Genomic DNA, 16401 nt, shown 5'->3' with positions numbered 1-16401 from the left:
CGCCTCTACCGGCCAATTCTATGATGTAGTTGCCTTCCTATTATAGCCTATTCCAAAGGCGCGGAAAAGCTGACCGGAAGCCAGATGACAAATGTCGTTCCTTCTCCTTGGCGCGTAACCACTTCCACAGACCCGTGATGTTCATCAATAATCCACTTGGCAATAGATAGCCCCAACCCAATTCCCTCCGTCACCCCGCGTGACTCATCTGCCCGGTAAAAGCGGTCAAAAATAAAGGGAACCTCACTCTTATCCATTCCAATGCCCGTATCACTGATCCGTAGCCCCACCTGTCCTTGATAAATAATGGCATCAAATCGGACTGTGCCTTCAGGTGTATATTTGAATGCATTATCAATGAAAATGAATAGCATTTGCTGCAAATAATCCTTGCTGCCATCCATATAAATACCATTCAGCAACGAAAAATCTCCCACATTCCATTCGGCCGTTCGCTCTAAAAACTGAGCACGACGGGCAACCTCACTTACAAGCGGTTCCAACGCAACGGGAGTCTTATCGAACGTTTTCCCTGTGTCCGCTCTCGCGAGTGACAACATATCACTCACCAAACGGCTCATCCGTTTGCCTTCATCCGCCATGTCATTTAATGCCTCCATAGAAAGCTCGCGAATCATCTCTTCATCCATATTCGGTCGCTCTCCTGGTTCGGTAGTCCACATTTTGAGCAAAAAATCAACGTTGCCACGGATCGTCGTTAGCGGCGTACGAAGCTCATGGGAAGCATCAGCCACAAAACGACGCTGTGCACCGTACGCATCTTCCAGCTCCTTGTAAAACACCTCTGTACGCCCCAGCATGTTGTTAACCGTCCCGATTAATTGTCCAATTTCATCTGGTGGTCCGTCATATTCAATCCGTACACTCAAATCATTACTGGATTGAATCTGATTTGCCCCCTCAATGACCTTGACCAGCGGCTTCATAGACTTGCGAGCCAGAAAGAGACCTGAGGTCGCAGCAGCGAGTAATGCAAACAACGAACCGTATACAAGCACATTTTGTAACCTGTTCATGAGTCGATCCTGAGAGCCCGTGAATTGTCCTACCTGTAGCAACCCGACCACCAACCCCAACTCCTCGGACTTAATGGGCTGTTGATAAATCATAAAGGAATCCCCATTTACGTTCACACGTCGAATCCCCTCATTTTGAACTGCTCCTGCCGCTGTAGATGGAACAGGGAAGGTGATATTGAGGTCTTTCATATTTTGGGTGGTTTTGGTAACCCCGGACGTATAATTGTAAATTTGTACATATAGCTGTGAGTCATCTATTCCACGCCCCTGCTCCAATCCTAAATCCAGGTTAGGGACTTCAAACAATCCCCCTTTAATAATAAGGCGTAATTGCTTGTTAATCTGTGGCGCCTGAGTCATAAGCTGACTTTTCACTTCATTATATGTGTAGTAATATACTAGTCCGTAAATAGCCAGACCAAAAATGACAAGTACAATAGCCAAGATGCTCGAATACCAAGCTGTCAGCCGCCACCGAATAGACATATTACACATCACCTCTTAAAATATAGCCAGCTCCCCGAATTGTACGAATGAGCCGTTTACCGCCATCCTGCTCCGTTTTTTGTCGTAGCATGGCAATATATACTTCCAGCACATTCGATTCTCCGCTATAGTCATAGCCCCAAATTTTGTCCATAATCAGATCACGCGACAGAACACGCTTGGGGTTTTGCATGAACAAATGGAGCAGTTCAAATTCTTTGGCTGTCAGTTCCAAGCGTTTGCCGCCACGAACCACTTCACGGGATTCGTTATCCAATTGTAAATCCTCGAAGGTAAGCCGATTTCCGTTATTGTCCTGTTGTTCGGTTTTACGCCGCAAAAGCGCTCGCACTCGCGCCAGCAGCTCCTCCAGAGCAAACGGCTTGACGAGATAATCATCGGCCCCTAGATCCAAGCCCTTAACCCGATTCTCAACCTCATCCTTGGCTGTAAGCATCAGGACAGGTACCGTGCTTCCACCCTCCCGCATGCGACGGCATACCTCAAAACCATCGACCTGCGGCATCATTACATCCAGCACGACCACATCAGGCTCAGCTGTCAGCATTTTATTTAATCCCTCTGCTCCATTGGCGGCTGTCAGCACTTCATAGCCTTCAAATGCCAGCCCTCTGCGTAGCATGGAAACAATTTTTTCATCGTCATCAATAATCAGAATAGTAGAACGCATACACGATCGAACTCCTTTATCTCTTCTTTTCCCTCTATTGTAGCAGGAGTAGACGCGTGTAGCATCTGGCTGCTCCATACAGCAAGAAACGGAAGGGATCTTCCTTCCGTTTCTTGCGTGCACATGTTCATTTTTGTAGAGTTATCAGCTTATTGCTGAAGCGTCGAGCTAAAGTCATTTTTGTTGCCTATTTTCAGCTGAACATCTTTTTTCTGCCCAGCTCGTTCGATGTTAAGCGTCAGTGCTGTACCCACTTTTTGTTTTTGAATGAACTGGATCAGCTCTTGTGATGTGCTATAAGGCGTGCCATTGGCTCCGATAATCACATCGTAAGGACGCAGATCGGCCTGATAAGCTGGCGATTTGTATATAATATCCCGTACTACCGAGCCTTCGGTTAGGGATGTGCCCAATTCTTTGGCTACTTCAGGACTCAAATTTAACAGACTTGCACCAATGAAAGGTACAGGTTCTTTCGGGATAGGCTGGTTATTTTTCAGCTTATCGACGACTTCCAAAATTGTATTGGACGGAATCGCAAACCCGATTCCCTGTGCGTCTGCACTAACAGCTACGTTCATACCGATAACCTGCCCTTGCAGATTTAACAGCGGTCCGCCAGAGTTACCAGGGTTAATGGACGCATCCGTCTGAATGAGATGCTTGTATTGCGTCGGTTTTCCAGTCGATTCACTATTAATGGTGATCGTACGTTCTTTCGCACTTAGCACCCCGGCTGTTACCGAATGCTCAAAGCCTTCAGGGTTGCCGATTGCGACCATCCACTCGCCGACTTTAGCGTTATCGGAGTCACCCAAAGTTACTGTCGGAAAGTTGTTTTTGCCTTCAATTTTAAGTACCGCCAAATCAAGATCAGCATTTTTGCCCAAGACTTTGGCTTCGTAAGGCTTATTAGTTCCCTCTACTGTAACCTGAACCACACTCGCGCCTTCAACAACATGGTTGTTGGTTAGGACGTAACCCGATTTATCAAAAATAAAACCGGAACCAATACCAAGCGGAGTCAGCTGCCCGCTGTTGCTACCTTCATTTTCATTACTGTTACCGCTGCTGCCACTGTCACCATACTGATTACCGAAAAAGTATTGATACAGCGGGTCATTGTAATAAGGGCTGCTTTGTCTGCCGCTGCTGCCACTGGTTTGTTTGGCAAGCGTTTCGATTTTGACGACTGCCGGACCAGCCTTGGCCACAACAGATTGAACATCAGCGGTACCTGAAGGCATCACAGCCGGAACTGCGCTTGGAGTCGAGCCGGTTGTTCCTGAATTAGTCGTTTCTCCACTTTCAGCTGCCGCCGAAGTTAACGCCGTCTCGGGTGTGAACATATTTGTTCGGTCAGCTGTGTACATCAATACCGTAATGACCAGCATCCCAGCCAAAAAAGATAAGAAAATTGTTTTCACCTGCGACTTGGGCTTATTCGGTTTGAATTGCCAGTTGCCACCATTCCGACCCGAACCATCCTGTTGCTCAGGCATAGCGCGATGGTATGAGGGAGGAAGAGGTCTCACTGCCTGTGGTGGCGTAATCTCAACATCCTTTTCCACCGACTGCCCTTCCTTACGTTGTCCGTCCGATTGAACTGAAGAAAAAGGGCCGTAAGAATAATAATATGAGGAACCGTTCGAATCGTTTTGCCGAGTTGCATTATCGGTATCAACCTGATCGTTGTCGTTCCGGCGTCCGGAGTTATTATTTTTAAATTCGTCCATTGTATATCTCCTCCCAAACCCTATGCTTCAAGGTGGTGTTGTTTAACTGACTTTATTTTGCACTTTAAACCTTAATTCCACCTTAAAAACAATTAAAAAGGAGATAAAACCTTAGACCTATTGTACCTATTCACTTTCACTTAAAACGAAATGCCCCGGATATAATCCGGAGCATTATCAATTGTATATGCTTTTTTATTTCGTGTTAAAGTTTTCGTCGAACTTTTCGTTCGGTGTTTGAGCATTGTTTTGAACTTTGTTGCGACTGGAGTTTTGAACTTTTTGAGCTACAGCGCCTGTACCGCCTTGTTCTGTTGCAAATTCTTCATCATACTTCTCATTTGGTGTCTGAAAGTTGTCTTGAATTTTATTTTGTTCAGACTGCTTTACCTTTTGTGAAACGACACCAACCGTATTGTCTTGTGCAAATTCCGCTTTGAACTGATTTCCTGCGCTTGCCTTGAAGCCTTTGTTCGTGAAAGAACTTCCGCCTTGATTTGGCATAATTCTCAACCTCCCAGTATGTTTTGCGGGATAAGCTCATCCCGCAACATAGTATGTGATGTTGGAAAAAACAATATTCAAGGATTATATGGAAGCATCCAGTGTCGCGGTCGGAATAGTTTTATGCGTTTCTATCGCCTTTTGGAGCGATTTGACCATCTTTTCTGTACATTTTCCGTTCCCTTTTTTTATAATTTGAACATCCACATCTTTCTTGCCCCATTCAGAATACACCTGCCGGGTTGTTTTAAAATACAAGTCAATTTTATTGCCCTTAATCGCAGAACCTGTATCTGCTACAATCCCGTATCCGTAACCTGGAATGTACAATATGCTTCCCAAAGGAAACGTTTTGGGATCAGCCGCAATCGTAGACAGTGTGTTCTTGTCACGACGCACTTTTACACCGGAATACGTAATACCGTAACCGGGATGACTTGGCCGTTTGCCAGTCGATTCATAGCCTGCTGTATATCCTGTTGCCGTGACCGTCATGGTCGTAATAACCTGCTCTTCGCGTGGAGCTAAAACAGGTGTGGACTGCCATTTTTTATGCTGGACCGGTTCTTTGTGACCGTAAACTTCATTGCCGGGCAATACCAGACAGGTTGCAATTAACACGGTTCCCAAAATCCGTTTCCATACCAACATGGATCTCATAAAAAACCTCCCCTTGAGGCAAAGGCTTTCCAGAAATCCATTAGTTTATACGAACAGATTATTATTTTTGAACATCCTGACCTGGATAAAGTCTGCTCAGTTTCACTTTATCTTCAAAAATATGCAGGAGTGTCCGCACTATGGGGGTGTGTTCATCGTCTGTGTGCAATATAATGGAAGCAGGAGAAATCGAAATAAGGGTGCTCACGATTCGATCCTCGACCTCCATTTCCAATTCAATGCCTGGCATCTCGACAATGATGTCATCTGCATCAGGAATCGGTATGGGCACCATGGCACTATCCAGAATCGTAAAATTATGTCCGCCTTGGTGAAGTACGTGTACGAGCGGAACTTTGCTTTCCTGAAAAAAAACAAAATATTTAAGCAGCCCCATAAATTCTTCGTATTGCCGATCTGCCCAGAATTCTTCCATAGCATAGTCGACGATTTCTTCAAGCTCTTTTTTATACGCATGGAGCCTAAATTGAATCAGCCCTTCCAAATTGATCACACGAAGCTCCTTGAAATCCTTCTCCAGGAGAGTAGTCAGCTTACCCTGACGCTTCAAACGACCTCTGGGGCCATCATCGTTTAACAGTGAACGAATCATACTGCGAATTTGCTCTGCATCCTCTTTCTCCAGCAACGAACAGGCTTTGGTGAGAATGAGATTGAGCAGCCCCCACTCCTTGACTTCGATAATATAATCCGCTATTGCCGAAGACATGATGCTGTATACACAGGGGAGAAAGCTTTCAAACGCCGAATTGCTTTCTGTGCCCTTGCAGGTCCATGCCACTTTGTTATCCAGCTGTCTGAAAGTGAATCGAAATCCGCGCCGTGACATATGTAGTCCCTTTGTTCTACTTTTGACCACTTCGTAAAACCGGTCGGTTTCCTGATCTCCGTCTGTATTGGTCCACACTGTAAACAGTTCCATTGGCTCACTCCTTTCGATCACTGCTTTCAGTATATGGCGGCCTCTGAAGGGTTATACGAAGTGAACGACTGGAAACAGAAAGACATATTCAAAAGAGGATGATCTGGTTTCAAAAAGCCGGTTGGCGTGTTATAAACATTACTGTGATATAGGAAAAAAACCGAAAGACGTTTGAATATTTAGGGTGGGGTATGTTAAGGTTATAGTAATATGAATTTTTCACAAGAGGGAGGAGATAAGATGTCAACGATGCTGAACATGCTGCGTACATTCATGATCGTCATATTGAGCCTCGTTCAGATTTTGTCCCTTCCTGTGACGTTTCATGCGGAAGACACCACTCAATCCCTTCAGTTTACGGCGGGATCTTCTCTTATGCCTCATGCTGATATTTCCTCGTTAGAAACAGACTCTCACGGTCTGGAGCATCATTCCAAACCAGCTATACGCAAGTCCTCCCCTTTACTTCATCTGGTGATCGCTGCGGCCAAATCACTTCCCTTTGTCATTTTGATAGCGCTTGTGCTGCTATTGAGCATCCCTAAACTACGTCTGCCTTTTATTCCTGTCATTTGCAAACTAAAGAAGCAATTGTACTTGTTCCCCATCAAATTCACCTCTAGTTATGTGGCTTAACCTCCCTTTGCATGCACATCACCACATTTGCATGTCTATTTGTTAACCTGTCCCAATAAGTGTAATACGTAAAGTCTATTTATCAGGTTTTTTATGTTAATTTATAAAATTTAATACAAAAAGAAAGTTTCCATGTCACTCCCAAAGTATGTGATTTATTTCCCATACCATTCATTTAAATAACGTATCATACAGGAGGCTTTACAAATGGATATTCGAGAGTCTATTTTGCCAGGAATCGGGATTAAGTATCGAATAGATGCAGAGAGTGGCGACCGAATTGTCATTATTATTCATGATGATGGCAGGCGCGAGTTGTATCACTTTGATTACGAGGATCTGGAACAAAGTATTTCTATGACAACCCTGAATGATCAGGAAGCGCGATTGGTAGCCTCCATCATCGGTGGTATGACCTATAAGCCCAAACAGCTTGAAAGTGTAGAAATGACGTTTGACGATTTTATTATCGAATGGTATAGAGTGGAATCTCATTATGCAAGTGTCGGCAAATCCATCGGTGAGCTGGATGTAAGGCAAAATTCGGGAGCCACTGTTATTGCCATTGTGGAGAAAAAAGGAAAGAAATATGTAAATCCTGGTCCTGAAGTGATGATTAACGATGATGCCACTGTAGTCGTTGTTGGGGAACGCGATCAGCAAAAACGCTTTAAACAAATCCTTATGAACGGAAGCGGGTGATTGGATGGATCATCTGGTATTTGAGGTTGGATTGGCTATTGCTCTCATCGCTGCAGCCGGACTTATTTCCTCCAAACTGCGCTTCTCGGTCATCCCTTTTTATATCCTGATCGGAATGGCAGTTGGGCCACATGCGATGGAGCTATGGCATTTTGATTTTCGCTTTATCGAAAGCGCCCCATTTATTGATTTTATGGGAAGAATCGGAGTGCTGTTTCTTCTCTTCTACTTGGGTCTCGAGTTCTCAGTAGGTCGGTTAATTAAATCAGGCCGTTCCATTGCCGTGGGCGGAACCATTTATATTGGCATCAATTTTACACTGGGGCTGGCTCTTGGCTTCCTGAGCGGCTTTCCTGTAGCAGAGACACTGGTTATCGCCGGAATTACAACAATATCATCCAGTGCTATTGCTGCGAAGGTGCTGGTAGATCTCAAGCGGACCGCCAATGCTGAAACTGAAATGATTTTGGGCATTATTATGTTCGAGGATGTTTTCCTCGCCGTATACATCTCCATCCTCTCCGGATTGGTTCTTAGCGATTCATCCTCGCTCGGTGGTGTGCTGCTATCAGCGCTAATCGCGCTAGGCTTTATGCTTGCAGTCATTATTATCGGCCGTAAGGCCGTCCCTCTGTTAAATCGGATTCTCCGTATTCGCTCCAATGAGGTATTCGGACTTGTTGTTTTCGGCTCTCTATTTCTGGTGGCTGGTTTTTCGGAAACGATTCATGTGGCGGAAGCTATCGGCGCCCTGTTAGTCGGTCTGGTACTGGCCGAAACGGAACATGCCAAACGTATCGAGCATTTAATTGTTCCTTTCCGCGATTTCTTTGGCGCCCTGTTTTTCTTCAGCTTTGGATTATCCATTGATCCACTGTCCCTGGGAGGAAACGCGATATGGCTTGCACTGGCAGCAGTCGTCCTCACGTTGTTTGGTAACATTTGGGCAGGAATGCTGGCTGGGCGTACGGCCTCCTTATCTCCCAAAGCGTCAGCAAATATCGGCCTGACCATTGTGGCACGGGGTGAATTTTCGATTATCATGGCCAACTTGGGGAAAGAAGGCGGTTTGCTTGATATTCTTCAACCCTTTGCAGCCATCTATGTACTCATACTGGCGATTCTTGGACCACTTCTGACAAAGCAGTCAAAACCTATTTTTAATATGTTAAACAAAATATTTAAGTTCAAGGACCCCCGCCTACGAAAGGAAGAAAGTAACTCGGCGTAACTGTAAAAGCTGGATACGACAATCCATAGGAGGGAAGGCTATGCCGCACGCTGTAAAACATGCCGAAACTCTATGAGGCGGCTTGTCAAGCCCGCTTCAGGAGATGCTAGCAGGTTCCCTGTCTTTTATACGGTGATTGGCGGAATTACGGCATCCGTCGGTCTGGAATTGTTTTTGCATCCGCATGATATGATCGCTGGAGGCGTCACGGGGATCTCTAGACTCATGTCGCTTTATACACAAGAGCATTTTGGGTTACTGCTATTCGTTTTGAACTTGCCACTCATGCTGCTGTATTCTCTGTCTACTCACAAACCCATGTTGCTCCGTGCACTACCCGGCTTGTTCGCCTTTTCGGGCTCAGCCATCATTCTTTCGCCTTTTCCGGCAGTGAGCGGCCATCCGGTCGTATGTGCTTTGGGCGGCGGAATCTGTATAGGGCTTGGCGCAGGGCTGGCAGCTCGTCACGGTGGTCTGCTCGATTCACTAGGACTTAACGAGTCAGACGATGGCCGTCCATCCACATTATTGCTAACACATCGCAAGATTCCGTTAATACAGATTGTTATGCTGTGTAATGGTCTGCTGCTCATTACGGCTGGCTTTGTGCTAGGCTGGGAGCCAGCTCTCTATTCAGCCTTATCCTGCCTCGCCGCCTATGAAACGACCCGGCTGATGTTTACCGGTCTGACGCGTATGGTTTGTGTTGTCAGCAAGAAACAGCAAACCGTCGAGGATGCCATATATCGCAGGCTGCGTATACACAGCACGCCTGTTGTAGACTCTGCCCAGATAGAGGGCAAGATTAAAAGCGAATCTGAGGATAAAAAAGAACAAATGGTCATCGTTTACAGCGTTCATCTGTTGGATTTGCAGCGCTTTAAGGCAGTCATCCAAATGGCAGACCCGCAGGCTGAGATCATGCATATGAAACGATGGAAAGCATAGCAAAGTAACACATCAAAAAACGCTTATCTACACTAATCCTTGTACATAGATTAGTGATGGATAAGCGTTTTGTAATTAATAATATATTAACGGATATTAATTTTGCATGATAAAATCATGTTCAATACTGCTGGCACTGTCAAAAGTACGAATAATATCATAACGGGTATTGCGCTGTGCTGGAACGTGACCCGTCTCGCGGATCAACTGTAAAATGGATTCAATGTTAACCTTATACGTTGCGCCTGCAGCGGAAACTACGTTTTCCTCAATCATGGTGCTGCCAAAATCATCGCAACCGTAGTACAACGATTTTTTACCGATTTCAGGTCCCATCGTTACCCATGAAGACTGAATATGCTTGATGTTATCCAATACAAGACGACTGATCGCAACGGTCTTCAAATATTCCTCCGGCGTCTGGCGTTCCTTCTTCAGATTGGTGTTGTCTGGCTGGAAGGTCCAAGGAATAAAGGCCAAAAATCCTTCAGAATTATATTTGTTTTCAATGCATTCGTCCTGAGCATCACGAACACGCAACAAATGCAGCGCACGCTCCTCCATCAACTCGCCAAAGCCGATAACCATCGTAGCAGTCGTGTTCATCCCAACCTTGTGAGCCGTTTGCATCACATCCATCCAATCACGCCAAGAGCCTTTGAGACGGCTAATTTTGCGGCGTGTGCGGTCATCCAAAATTTCTCCGCCTCCACCCGGAAGCGAATCCAATCCAGCTTCATGAATGGCTCGAATCGTGTCTTCCATGGATAGACCGGATTTTTCCTTCATTTTGTGAATTTCAGCTGGCGAGAAGGAGTGCATCGTAATATCGGGAAAACGCTCCTTGATAGCTTTCAGCAAATCCGTATAATAACTGAACGGCAGATTCGGATTCACACCGCCTTGCATTAGAATTTCGGTGCCACCTACATCCTGCGTTTCCTTGATCTTCTGAAAGATCACCTCGTCCGGCAAAACATAACCTTCATCAGAACCCGGTCTACGGTAAAAAGCGCAGAAGCGACAATATACGTCACATACGTTCGTATAGTTAATATTTCGTCCGATGACGAAGGTTTTAATGGGATCGGGGTGCATGCGATTCATAACTTTATTCGCCGCATGACCTATTTTTTCTACCTCATCTGATTCGAACAAAGCAACGGTATCCTCTAAATTCAGGCGTTCGCCGCGTAGGGCTTTATCTAAAATATGGTCGATTACACTCATGGTGTATCCTCCTTCGCTGTCACAGGGCGACGAAATGAAAGACAGGACTTATGAACGAGAATGCTTTCACAAACCTGCGTTCGAACCCTGCCGTAATGTATGTTCATGACTGGCCTTGTATGTTGTCTGTGCTATTTAGCATAGTAAAACCTAATGATAATACTAACATATCTTTAGGTAAGGAACCATACTTATTCCCGCTTCTTTCTGCTTTTCACCTAGGAAAACAGGCAACTGCCAAGCTTATCTCAACATTGCATATAGACAAGAAATAGGAAAACAGAACTGAAAAGTGCATTTTTTCACACTGTCCTTCATGTCATTCTTATAGAAAACAGCAAGCCTCCTGAATGAATGGAAACTTGCTGTTTAGTACTGTACATATTTGCTCCCTGCCTGAAAACGACAAAGATACTACTGATGTGCTAACGCTCTAGCGCAGCGCCTCATCCAGATCACTAATCAGGTCGTCAATATCCTCCAGACCTACGGAGAAACGAAGTAATCCGTCCGTAATCCCGCGCTCCAATCGTACACTATGGGGCATAGCCGCGTGTGACATCATCGCCGGATACGACAAGATGCTTTCCACAGCTCCCAGACTCACCGCTACAATTGGAATACGTACGCGACTGAGGACTTCTTTTGCACGCTCACCAGAACCCACATCAAACGATATCACTGCACCATAACCGCTGGATTGACGCTCATGAACTTCACGTCCTGGATGATTCTCCAGACCCGGGTAGTACACCGCCTCAATGTCATTGCGCTCGTTCAGCCAATTGGCGAGCTTTGCTGCACTCTTTTCGCTGTGAGCCATACGAGCCTCCAGTGTCTTCATACCGCGCATGAGCAACCATGACTCCTGCGGAGCCAGCACGGTACCCAGTCCATTTTGGAGCTGCTTGATTTGTCTCCCCAGCGATTCGGTACGTGCTACTGCAAGTCCTGCCAGCACATCGCTGTGTCCGCCCAGAAACTTGGTCGCACTGTGCAATACAATATCGACACCCTGCTCAATCGGACGTTGATAATAAGGTGTCATAAAAGTATTATCCAATAACGTCAAAAGTCCGTTATCCTGTGCCCAAGAGGTTATTCCTGCTACATCGGTAATTTTGAGTGTCGGATTGGACGGGGTTTCCATATATACAGCCCTTGTATTCTCCTGCAACGCCTCTTTCACATGGTTGAGGTCCGTCATGTCAACGAAGGTCGTTTCGATATTCATCCGTTTCAAAATGGAGGTCAGCAGTCGATATGTTCCTCCATATACGTCCTCGGAAACAATGACATGATCTCCAGCAGACAAGAGCATAAATGTAGTAGAGATGGCCGCCATACCTGATGCAAAGGCAAAACCGCTAGCTCCGCCTTCTAATAAGGCGATATAATCCTCCAAAGCTTGTCGTGTCGGATTACCTGAACGGCTATAGTCATGCTGTGGAGGATTAAAAATATCATGATGGTGAAAGGTAGAAGCTTGATAGATCGGGACGCTCGAAGCCCCCGTAACACTGTCAATTTCAGAGCCGAAATGCAGCAGCTTGGTAGCGAACTTCCGCTCTTTGTCCAGATCCTGGCCGATCCTTCTCGCATCCTCTATCATTGCTGCTCCCCTCCTTCTACTTCTTGACGTGCCGCTTCCAGCGCCGAACGCAAATCTTCAATTAGGTCGTCTGTATGCTCAATGCCGACGGAGAAACGCAACAGCCTGTCATCTACCCCGACTGCATCCCGAATTTCTGCTGGTATGTCCGCATGTGTCTGCACAGCGGGATAGGTCATTAGCGATTCCACACCGCCGAGACTTTCCGCAAACGCAATGAGCTTAATGTGACGAAGCAAAGGCTCCACATAACGAGCATCCTTTACTTTAAAGGAGAAGATACCCGTATTTCCGCTGGATTGTTTATTTTGAATCTCACGACCTGGGTGGCCTTCGAGAGCTGGATAAAATACTTCCGCCACCGCCGGATGCGTCAGTAAATAGTTAGATAGCACTGTTGCATTATGCTGATGTCGGTCCATACGCAGCGCTAACGTCTTCATCCCCTTCATCAACTGATAGCAGTCGCTCGGGGAAAGCACGGCCCCTATGGAATTGTGCAGGAAGGAAATTTCAGCTGATAGCTCTTTGCCTTTGGTTACGATCAACCCTGCCAGCACATCGTTGTGTCCGCCCAAATATTTGGTTGCGCTATGTACCACAATATCCGCGCCCAGCTCCAATGGCCGCTGGAAATATGGGGTTAGCAGCGTATTATCTACAATGGTAAGCAACTGATGTTGTGATGCCCACTCGGCAACCGCTCGAATATCAGTGATCATCATTAACGGATTTGTAGGTGTTTCTATGAATACAGCTTTGGTATTCGGTCGACATGACTGTTCGAGTGCTTCAAGATCATTCGTATCCACATAACTTGCTGTTACACCAAATTTAGATAAAATACGCTCCAGCAAGCGATATGTCCCGCCATACAGATCCAGCGATACAATGAGGTGATCTCCCTGTCCAAACAATGCAAATACCGTTTGCAGCGCCGCCATACCTGAGCTACATGCAAAACCTGCATCACCCGATTCAAGTGCAGCAGAAGCCTCTTCCAGTACCTTTCGCGTAGGATTGATCGTCCGAATGTAATCAAATCCTGTGCTTTGACCTAGACGGGGATGGCGGAACGCCGTAGATTGGTAAATCGGGTAATTAACAGCCCCGGTTACTGGCTCCTCTACTGAACCGATTTGTGCCAATCTGCTTTCGATTTTCCACTGTTTCTCACTCATATGAATCCTCCTGTTAACTTCCATAGTGGGTGCTATAACATATCCTGCAAAAATGGATGTCAAAGACTATACTGCTGCGCTACTGCAAGGTGGTACTGTACAAGGGTAAACTACAAGCCCCTTTTTAAATCTGGGGCCCGATATCGTAAGGTGTTTCTTGGTATACATAATAGTTCAGCCAATTCGAGAATAATAAATTGGCGTGTGCCCGCCAGATTGAGGGTGGTGTGCGCTTGGGATCATCATTAGGAAAATAATTTTTGGGGACTTCAATATCCATTCCTTTGGCCACATCGCGGTCGTATTCCCATTTCAGGGAAAGCGGGTCATATTCAGAGTGCCCAGTTACAAAAATTTGTTTACCGTCAAGCGTGGCTACGAGGTACACTCCAGCTTCCTCGGATTCGGATAAAACTTCTAATTCGGCAATATGATCAATATCTTCCCGCCGAACCTCAGTATGTCGGGAGTGAGGAGCATAAAACAATTCATCAAAGCCGCGTAGCAATTTTACTTTAGGTTTAATCACGGTGTGTGGAAATACGCCAAAGCATTTGTAGTCGAGCCCGTATTTAGGGACATCGAAATGATGGTATAAGCCTGCCTGTGAGGCCCAACAGATATGCATGGTCGAAGTTACATTCGTTTTCGTCCATTCAAAGATTTGCTGGATCTCCTCCCAGTAGTTCACATCCTCAAACTCAAGCTGTTCAACCGGGGCTCCTGTAATGACCATGCCGTCAAAACGACTGTTCTTGATCTCGTCAAACGTTTTATAGAACATGTTCAAATATTCTTGCGATGTATTTTTGGATACATGAGATTTCATGTGCACCAGCGTGACGTCCACTTGCAGCGGCGTATTGCCGACCAAGCGCAACAGTTGGGTTTCCGTCGTCTCCTTTGTAGGCATTAAATTCAAAATGGCGATACGCAACGGACGAATATCCTGATGATAAGCCAAGCTTTCATCCATTACGAAAATATTTTCGCCCTCCAGCACTTCCTTGGCAGGTAGCGTGTCTGGGATTTTAATCGGCATGTAAACTCACTCCTTGTTCGGTAAGTTTTGCGAAAATCGTCTTGTTGAGATGCCGGGCATATAATAAAAAGACCTTTCTCAGGTTAGAGAAAGGTCATATTTGTATCCATATGCGCCTCTCTCATCTGTCAGGGCAACGCTCTTTGTACAAAGCGCGCGTCCTGCAAGAATTAGCACCGTGCGATTAAAATCGCCGGTTGCCGGGTATCATCGGGCTAGTCCCTCCACCTGCTCTTGATAAGATTTCGCTATATTCATTTTAGGTTCACAAAGTTCTTGTTGTTCACTTTAATGCATCGGCTGGGCTTCGTCAAGATGGGACTTTTAAATTTGTACCCTGCATTCACATTTTGTCTACCTTTTCCATAGGTTAAATCATATCCCTCCTTTCGCTGAAGCTCTTGCCACTACTGTTGATTTAGCCCATGATTTTGCGCTTGAAAGGCCGTAGGCCGAGCGTTATACTATACAAGTGCTATTAGGCAAAAATATGGAGTAGTAGTGCAGATTTGAGTGTTTCCTGCGATACTGTGGCAATCTAAAAAAGAACATTTGAGAGGTGAATCCGGAATGGAAGGCGACCCGAGTCCGAATAGGCGGCGATCCCTGAACAACAGCATAGGAATGACTTCAGCTTGCCGAAAGACGGGACGCCAGGCTCTGCATGCTCCAAAAGCCTCCGGCTTTTGATGGGAGTGCACGCTTACCCGCACCGGCTAACTGGCTAACTGAGTCCATTCCTTATGCTTAAGGTAAACGTATTTCCGTTACGACGGAGCATAAGGAGTGACATATATGAAAATCCGTTTGGTCAACAACGGGGTTTTTACCCCTGTCGAAGAAATTGAAATGGCGCTTACTGCACCGGCAGAAGGTTTTTATTGGATTGATGCCGATGTCGATGATTTGGCAGTGCTCCAGCCTTTATTTTCCATGCATGATCTTGCAGTAGAAGACTGTTTGAGTGAAGAAGAACAGCGTCCGAAGATTGAAATTTATGAAAGCCATTATTTTATCGTTGTAAATAGCATTCGTTTTGATGATGAAGAAATATTTTTGCGAGCTTTGAACATTTTTCTCGGCCGCCATTTTATCATTACGGTGACCAAGCAGAAAATAAATGAGCTTCGTACCCTCAAGCCTATGCTGTGGGAGCAAGAAGTCAGCCAGCCTGACCGTTTTATGTATCTGTTGGTCGACTTGATTGTTGACAACTATTTTCTGGTTGGTGACCGGATTGAGGTCCGCATTGAGAAGCTGGAAGAAGATATTCTAATGCATACGAAAAAGTCGCATTTGAACGAAATCATCGGCTTACGAAGTGAGATTCTGTGGCTGAAAAAAGTGCTGGGTCCACAAAAAGAAGTCATCAATACCCTGAACAAACGGGATTTGCGGCTCATCGACGATCAATTGCAAAAATATTTCAGCGACATTTATGAAAATGCTGTGAAAATTTCGGAGACTTTTGAAACTTACCGCGACTTGATGGGTAACCTTCGAGAAGCTTATCAATCCAGTATCGCCAACCGTGCCAATGAAATTATGCGTGTGTTTACGGCAATTACGACCGTATTTATGCCATTGACAGTCATTACCGGAATATATGGGATGAACTTCGATAATATGCCTGAGCTTCATACACGTTATGGCTATTTTGTCGTCATTGGTATTATGGTGGCATTAGGTGTCAGTATGTTCTGTATTTTCCGCAAGAAAGACTGGGTTTAAAAATAACAGGGGAAAAAAGTACCGAGTT

15 protein-coding genes and 1 riboswitch are annotated in these 16401 nt (G+C 45.5%); of the genes, 5 read left to right on the top strand and 10 right to left on the bottom strand.

The window, feature by feature from the left end:
* Window positions 1–47: 47 nt before the first annotated feature.
* From MKY24_RS07790 to MKY24_RS07765, 6 genes are all read right to left on the bottom strand, one after another.
* Window positions 48–1526: a HAMP domain-containing sensor histidine kinase gene (locus MKY24_RS07790; protein WP_013309433.1), complete on the bottom strand. Its 1479-nt coding sequence runs from the start codon at window positions 1524–1526 to the stop codon at window positions 48–50.
* 1 nt (window position 1527) lies between these two features.
* The gene (locus tag MKY24_RS07785) at window positions 1528–2217 is read right to left on the bottom strand and encodes a response regulator transcription factor (RefSeq protein WP_013309432.1); all 690 of its coding nucleotides are present in this window, start codon (window positions 2215–2217) and stop codon (window positions 1528–1530) included.
* Between the two features lie 149 nt (window positions 2218–2366).
* Window positions 2367–3953, bottom strand: a complete 1587-nt coding sequence (locus tag MKY24_RS07780; RefSeq protein ID WP_023987800.1) for a trypsin-like peptidase domain-containing protein — start codon at window positions 3951–3953, stop codon at window positions 2367–2369.
* A 195-nt stretch (window positions 3954–4148) separates the two neighbouring features.
* A complete protein-coding gene (locus tag MKY24_RS07775; protein WP_023987799.1) occupies window positions 4149–4457 on the bottom strand; it encodes a hypothetical protein in 309 nt (102 codons plus the stop codon).
* Window positions 4458–4541: 84 nt separating this feature from the next.
* A complete protein-coding gene (locus MKY24_RS07770) occupies window positions 4542–5117 on the bottom strand; it encodes a 3D domain-containing protein (RefSeq protein ID WP_013309429.1) in 576 nt (191 codons plus the stop codon).
* A gap of 61 nt (window positions 5118–5178) precedes the next feature.
* Window positions 5179–6060 (bottom strand): putative sporulation protein YtxC, encoded by an 882-nt coding sequence (locus MKY24_RS07765; protein ID WP_023987797.1) that lies wholly within the window; start codon window positions 6058–6060, stop codon window positions 5179–5181.
* 240 nt (window positions 6061–6300) lie between these two features.
* Between MKY24_RS07765 and MKY24_RS07760 the strand changes: the two genes are divergently transcribed.
* From MKY24_RS07760 to MKY24_RS07745, 4 genes are all read left to right on the top strand, one after another.
* Window positions 6301–6696, top strand: a complete 396-nt coding sequence (locus MKY24_RS07760) for a hypothetical protein (protein WP_025723301.1) — start codon at window positions 6301–6303, stop codon at window positions 6694–6696.
* A gap of 207 nt (window positions 6697–6903) precedes the next feature.
* Window positions 6904–7398 carry a cation:proton antiporter regulatory subunit gene (locus tag MKY24_RS07755; protein WP_023987795.1) on the top strand — a complete coding sequence of 165 codons (495 nt, stop codon included), beginning with the start codon at window positions 6904–6906 and terminating at the stop codon, window positions 7396–7398.
* Window positions 7399–7402: 4 nt separating this feature from the next.
* Window positions 7403–8629, top strand: coding sequence for a cation:proton antiporter (locus tag MKY24_RS07750; RefSeq protein WP_339201710.1), 1227 nt, complete (start codon window positions 7403–7405; stop codon window positions 8627–8629).
* A gap of 72 nt (window positions 8630–8701) precedes the next feature.
* Complete coding sequence (locus MKY24_RS07745; RefSeq protein ID WP_339201708.1) at window positions 8702–9577, top strand: YitT family protein; 876 nt, start codon at window positions 8702–8704, stop codon at window positions 9575–9577.
* A 96-nt stretch (window positions 9578–9673) separates the two neighbouring features.
* On the opposite strand, the gene mqnC is transcribed toward MKY24_RS07745, so the two are convergent.
* From mqnC to metA, 4 genes are all read right to left on the bottom strand, one after another.
* Entirely contained in the window at window positions 9674–10807 is a 1134-nt protein-coding gene (mqnC, locus tag MKY24_RS07740; RefSeq protein WP_023987792.1) for a cyclic dehypoxanthinyl futalosine synthase, read from the bottom strand.
* Window positions 10808–11240: 433 nt separating this feature from the next.
* Window positions 11241–12419 carry an aminotransferase class V-fold PLP-dependent enzyme gene (locus MKY24_RS07735; RefSeq protein ID WP_053325033.1) on the bottom strand — a complete coding sequence of 393 codons (1179 nt, stop codon included), beginning with the start codon at window positions 12417–12419 and terminating at the stop codon, window positions 11241–11243.
* Complete coding sequence (locus MKY24_RS07730) at window positions 12416–13600, bottom strand: PLP-dependent transferase (RefSeq protein WP_023987790.1); 1185 nt, start codon at window positions 13598–13600, stop codon at window positions 12416–12418. Before MKY24_RS07730 ends, MKY24_RS07735 begins: the two co-directional genes overlap by 4 nt.
* A gap of 124 nt (window positions 13601–13724) precedes the next feature.
* A complete protein-coding gene (gene metA / locus MKY24_RS07725; RefSeq protein WP_053325031.1) occupies window positions 13725–14642 on the bottom strand; it encodes a homoserine O-succinyltransferase in 918 nt (305 codons plus the stop codon).
* Window positions 14643–14760: 118 nt separating this feature from the next.
* Window positions 14761–14886, bottom strand: a riboswitch (SAM riboswitch).
* A 551-nt stretch (window positions 14887–15437) separates the two neighbouring features.
* Between metA and corA the strand changes: the two genes are divergently transcribed.
* A complete protein-coding gene (gene corA, locus MKY24_RS07720; protein WP_023987788.1) occupies window positions 15438–16373 on the top strand; it encodes a magnesium/cobalt transporter CorA in 936 nt (311 codons plus the stop codon).
* Window positions 16374–16401 lie beyond the last annotated feature (28 nt).

This window comes from Paenibacillus sp. FSL P2-0322 (genome assembly GCF_037975315.1).
In the GTDB taxonomy this organism is placed as follows: Bacteria; Bacillota; Bacilli; order Paenibacillales; family Paenibacillaceae; genus Paenibacillus; species Paenibacillus polymyxa_B.
Note: the sequence above shows the minus strand (reverse complement) of the source record. Positions and strands in the feature narration are given on the sequence as shown.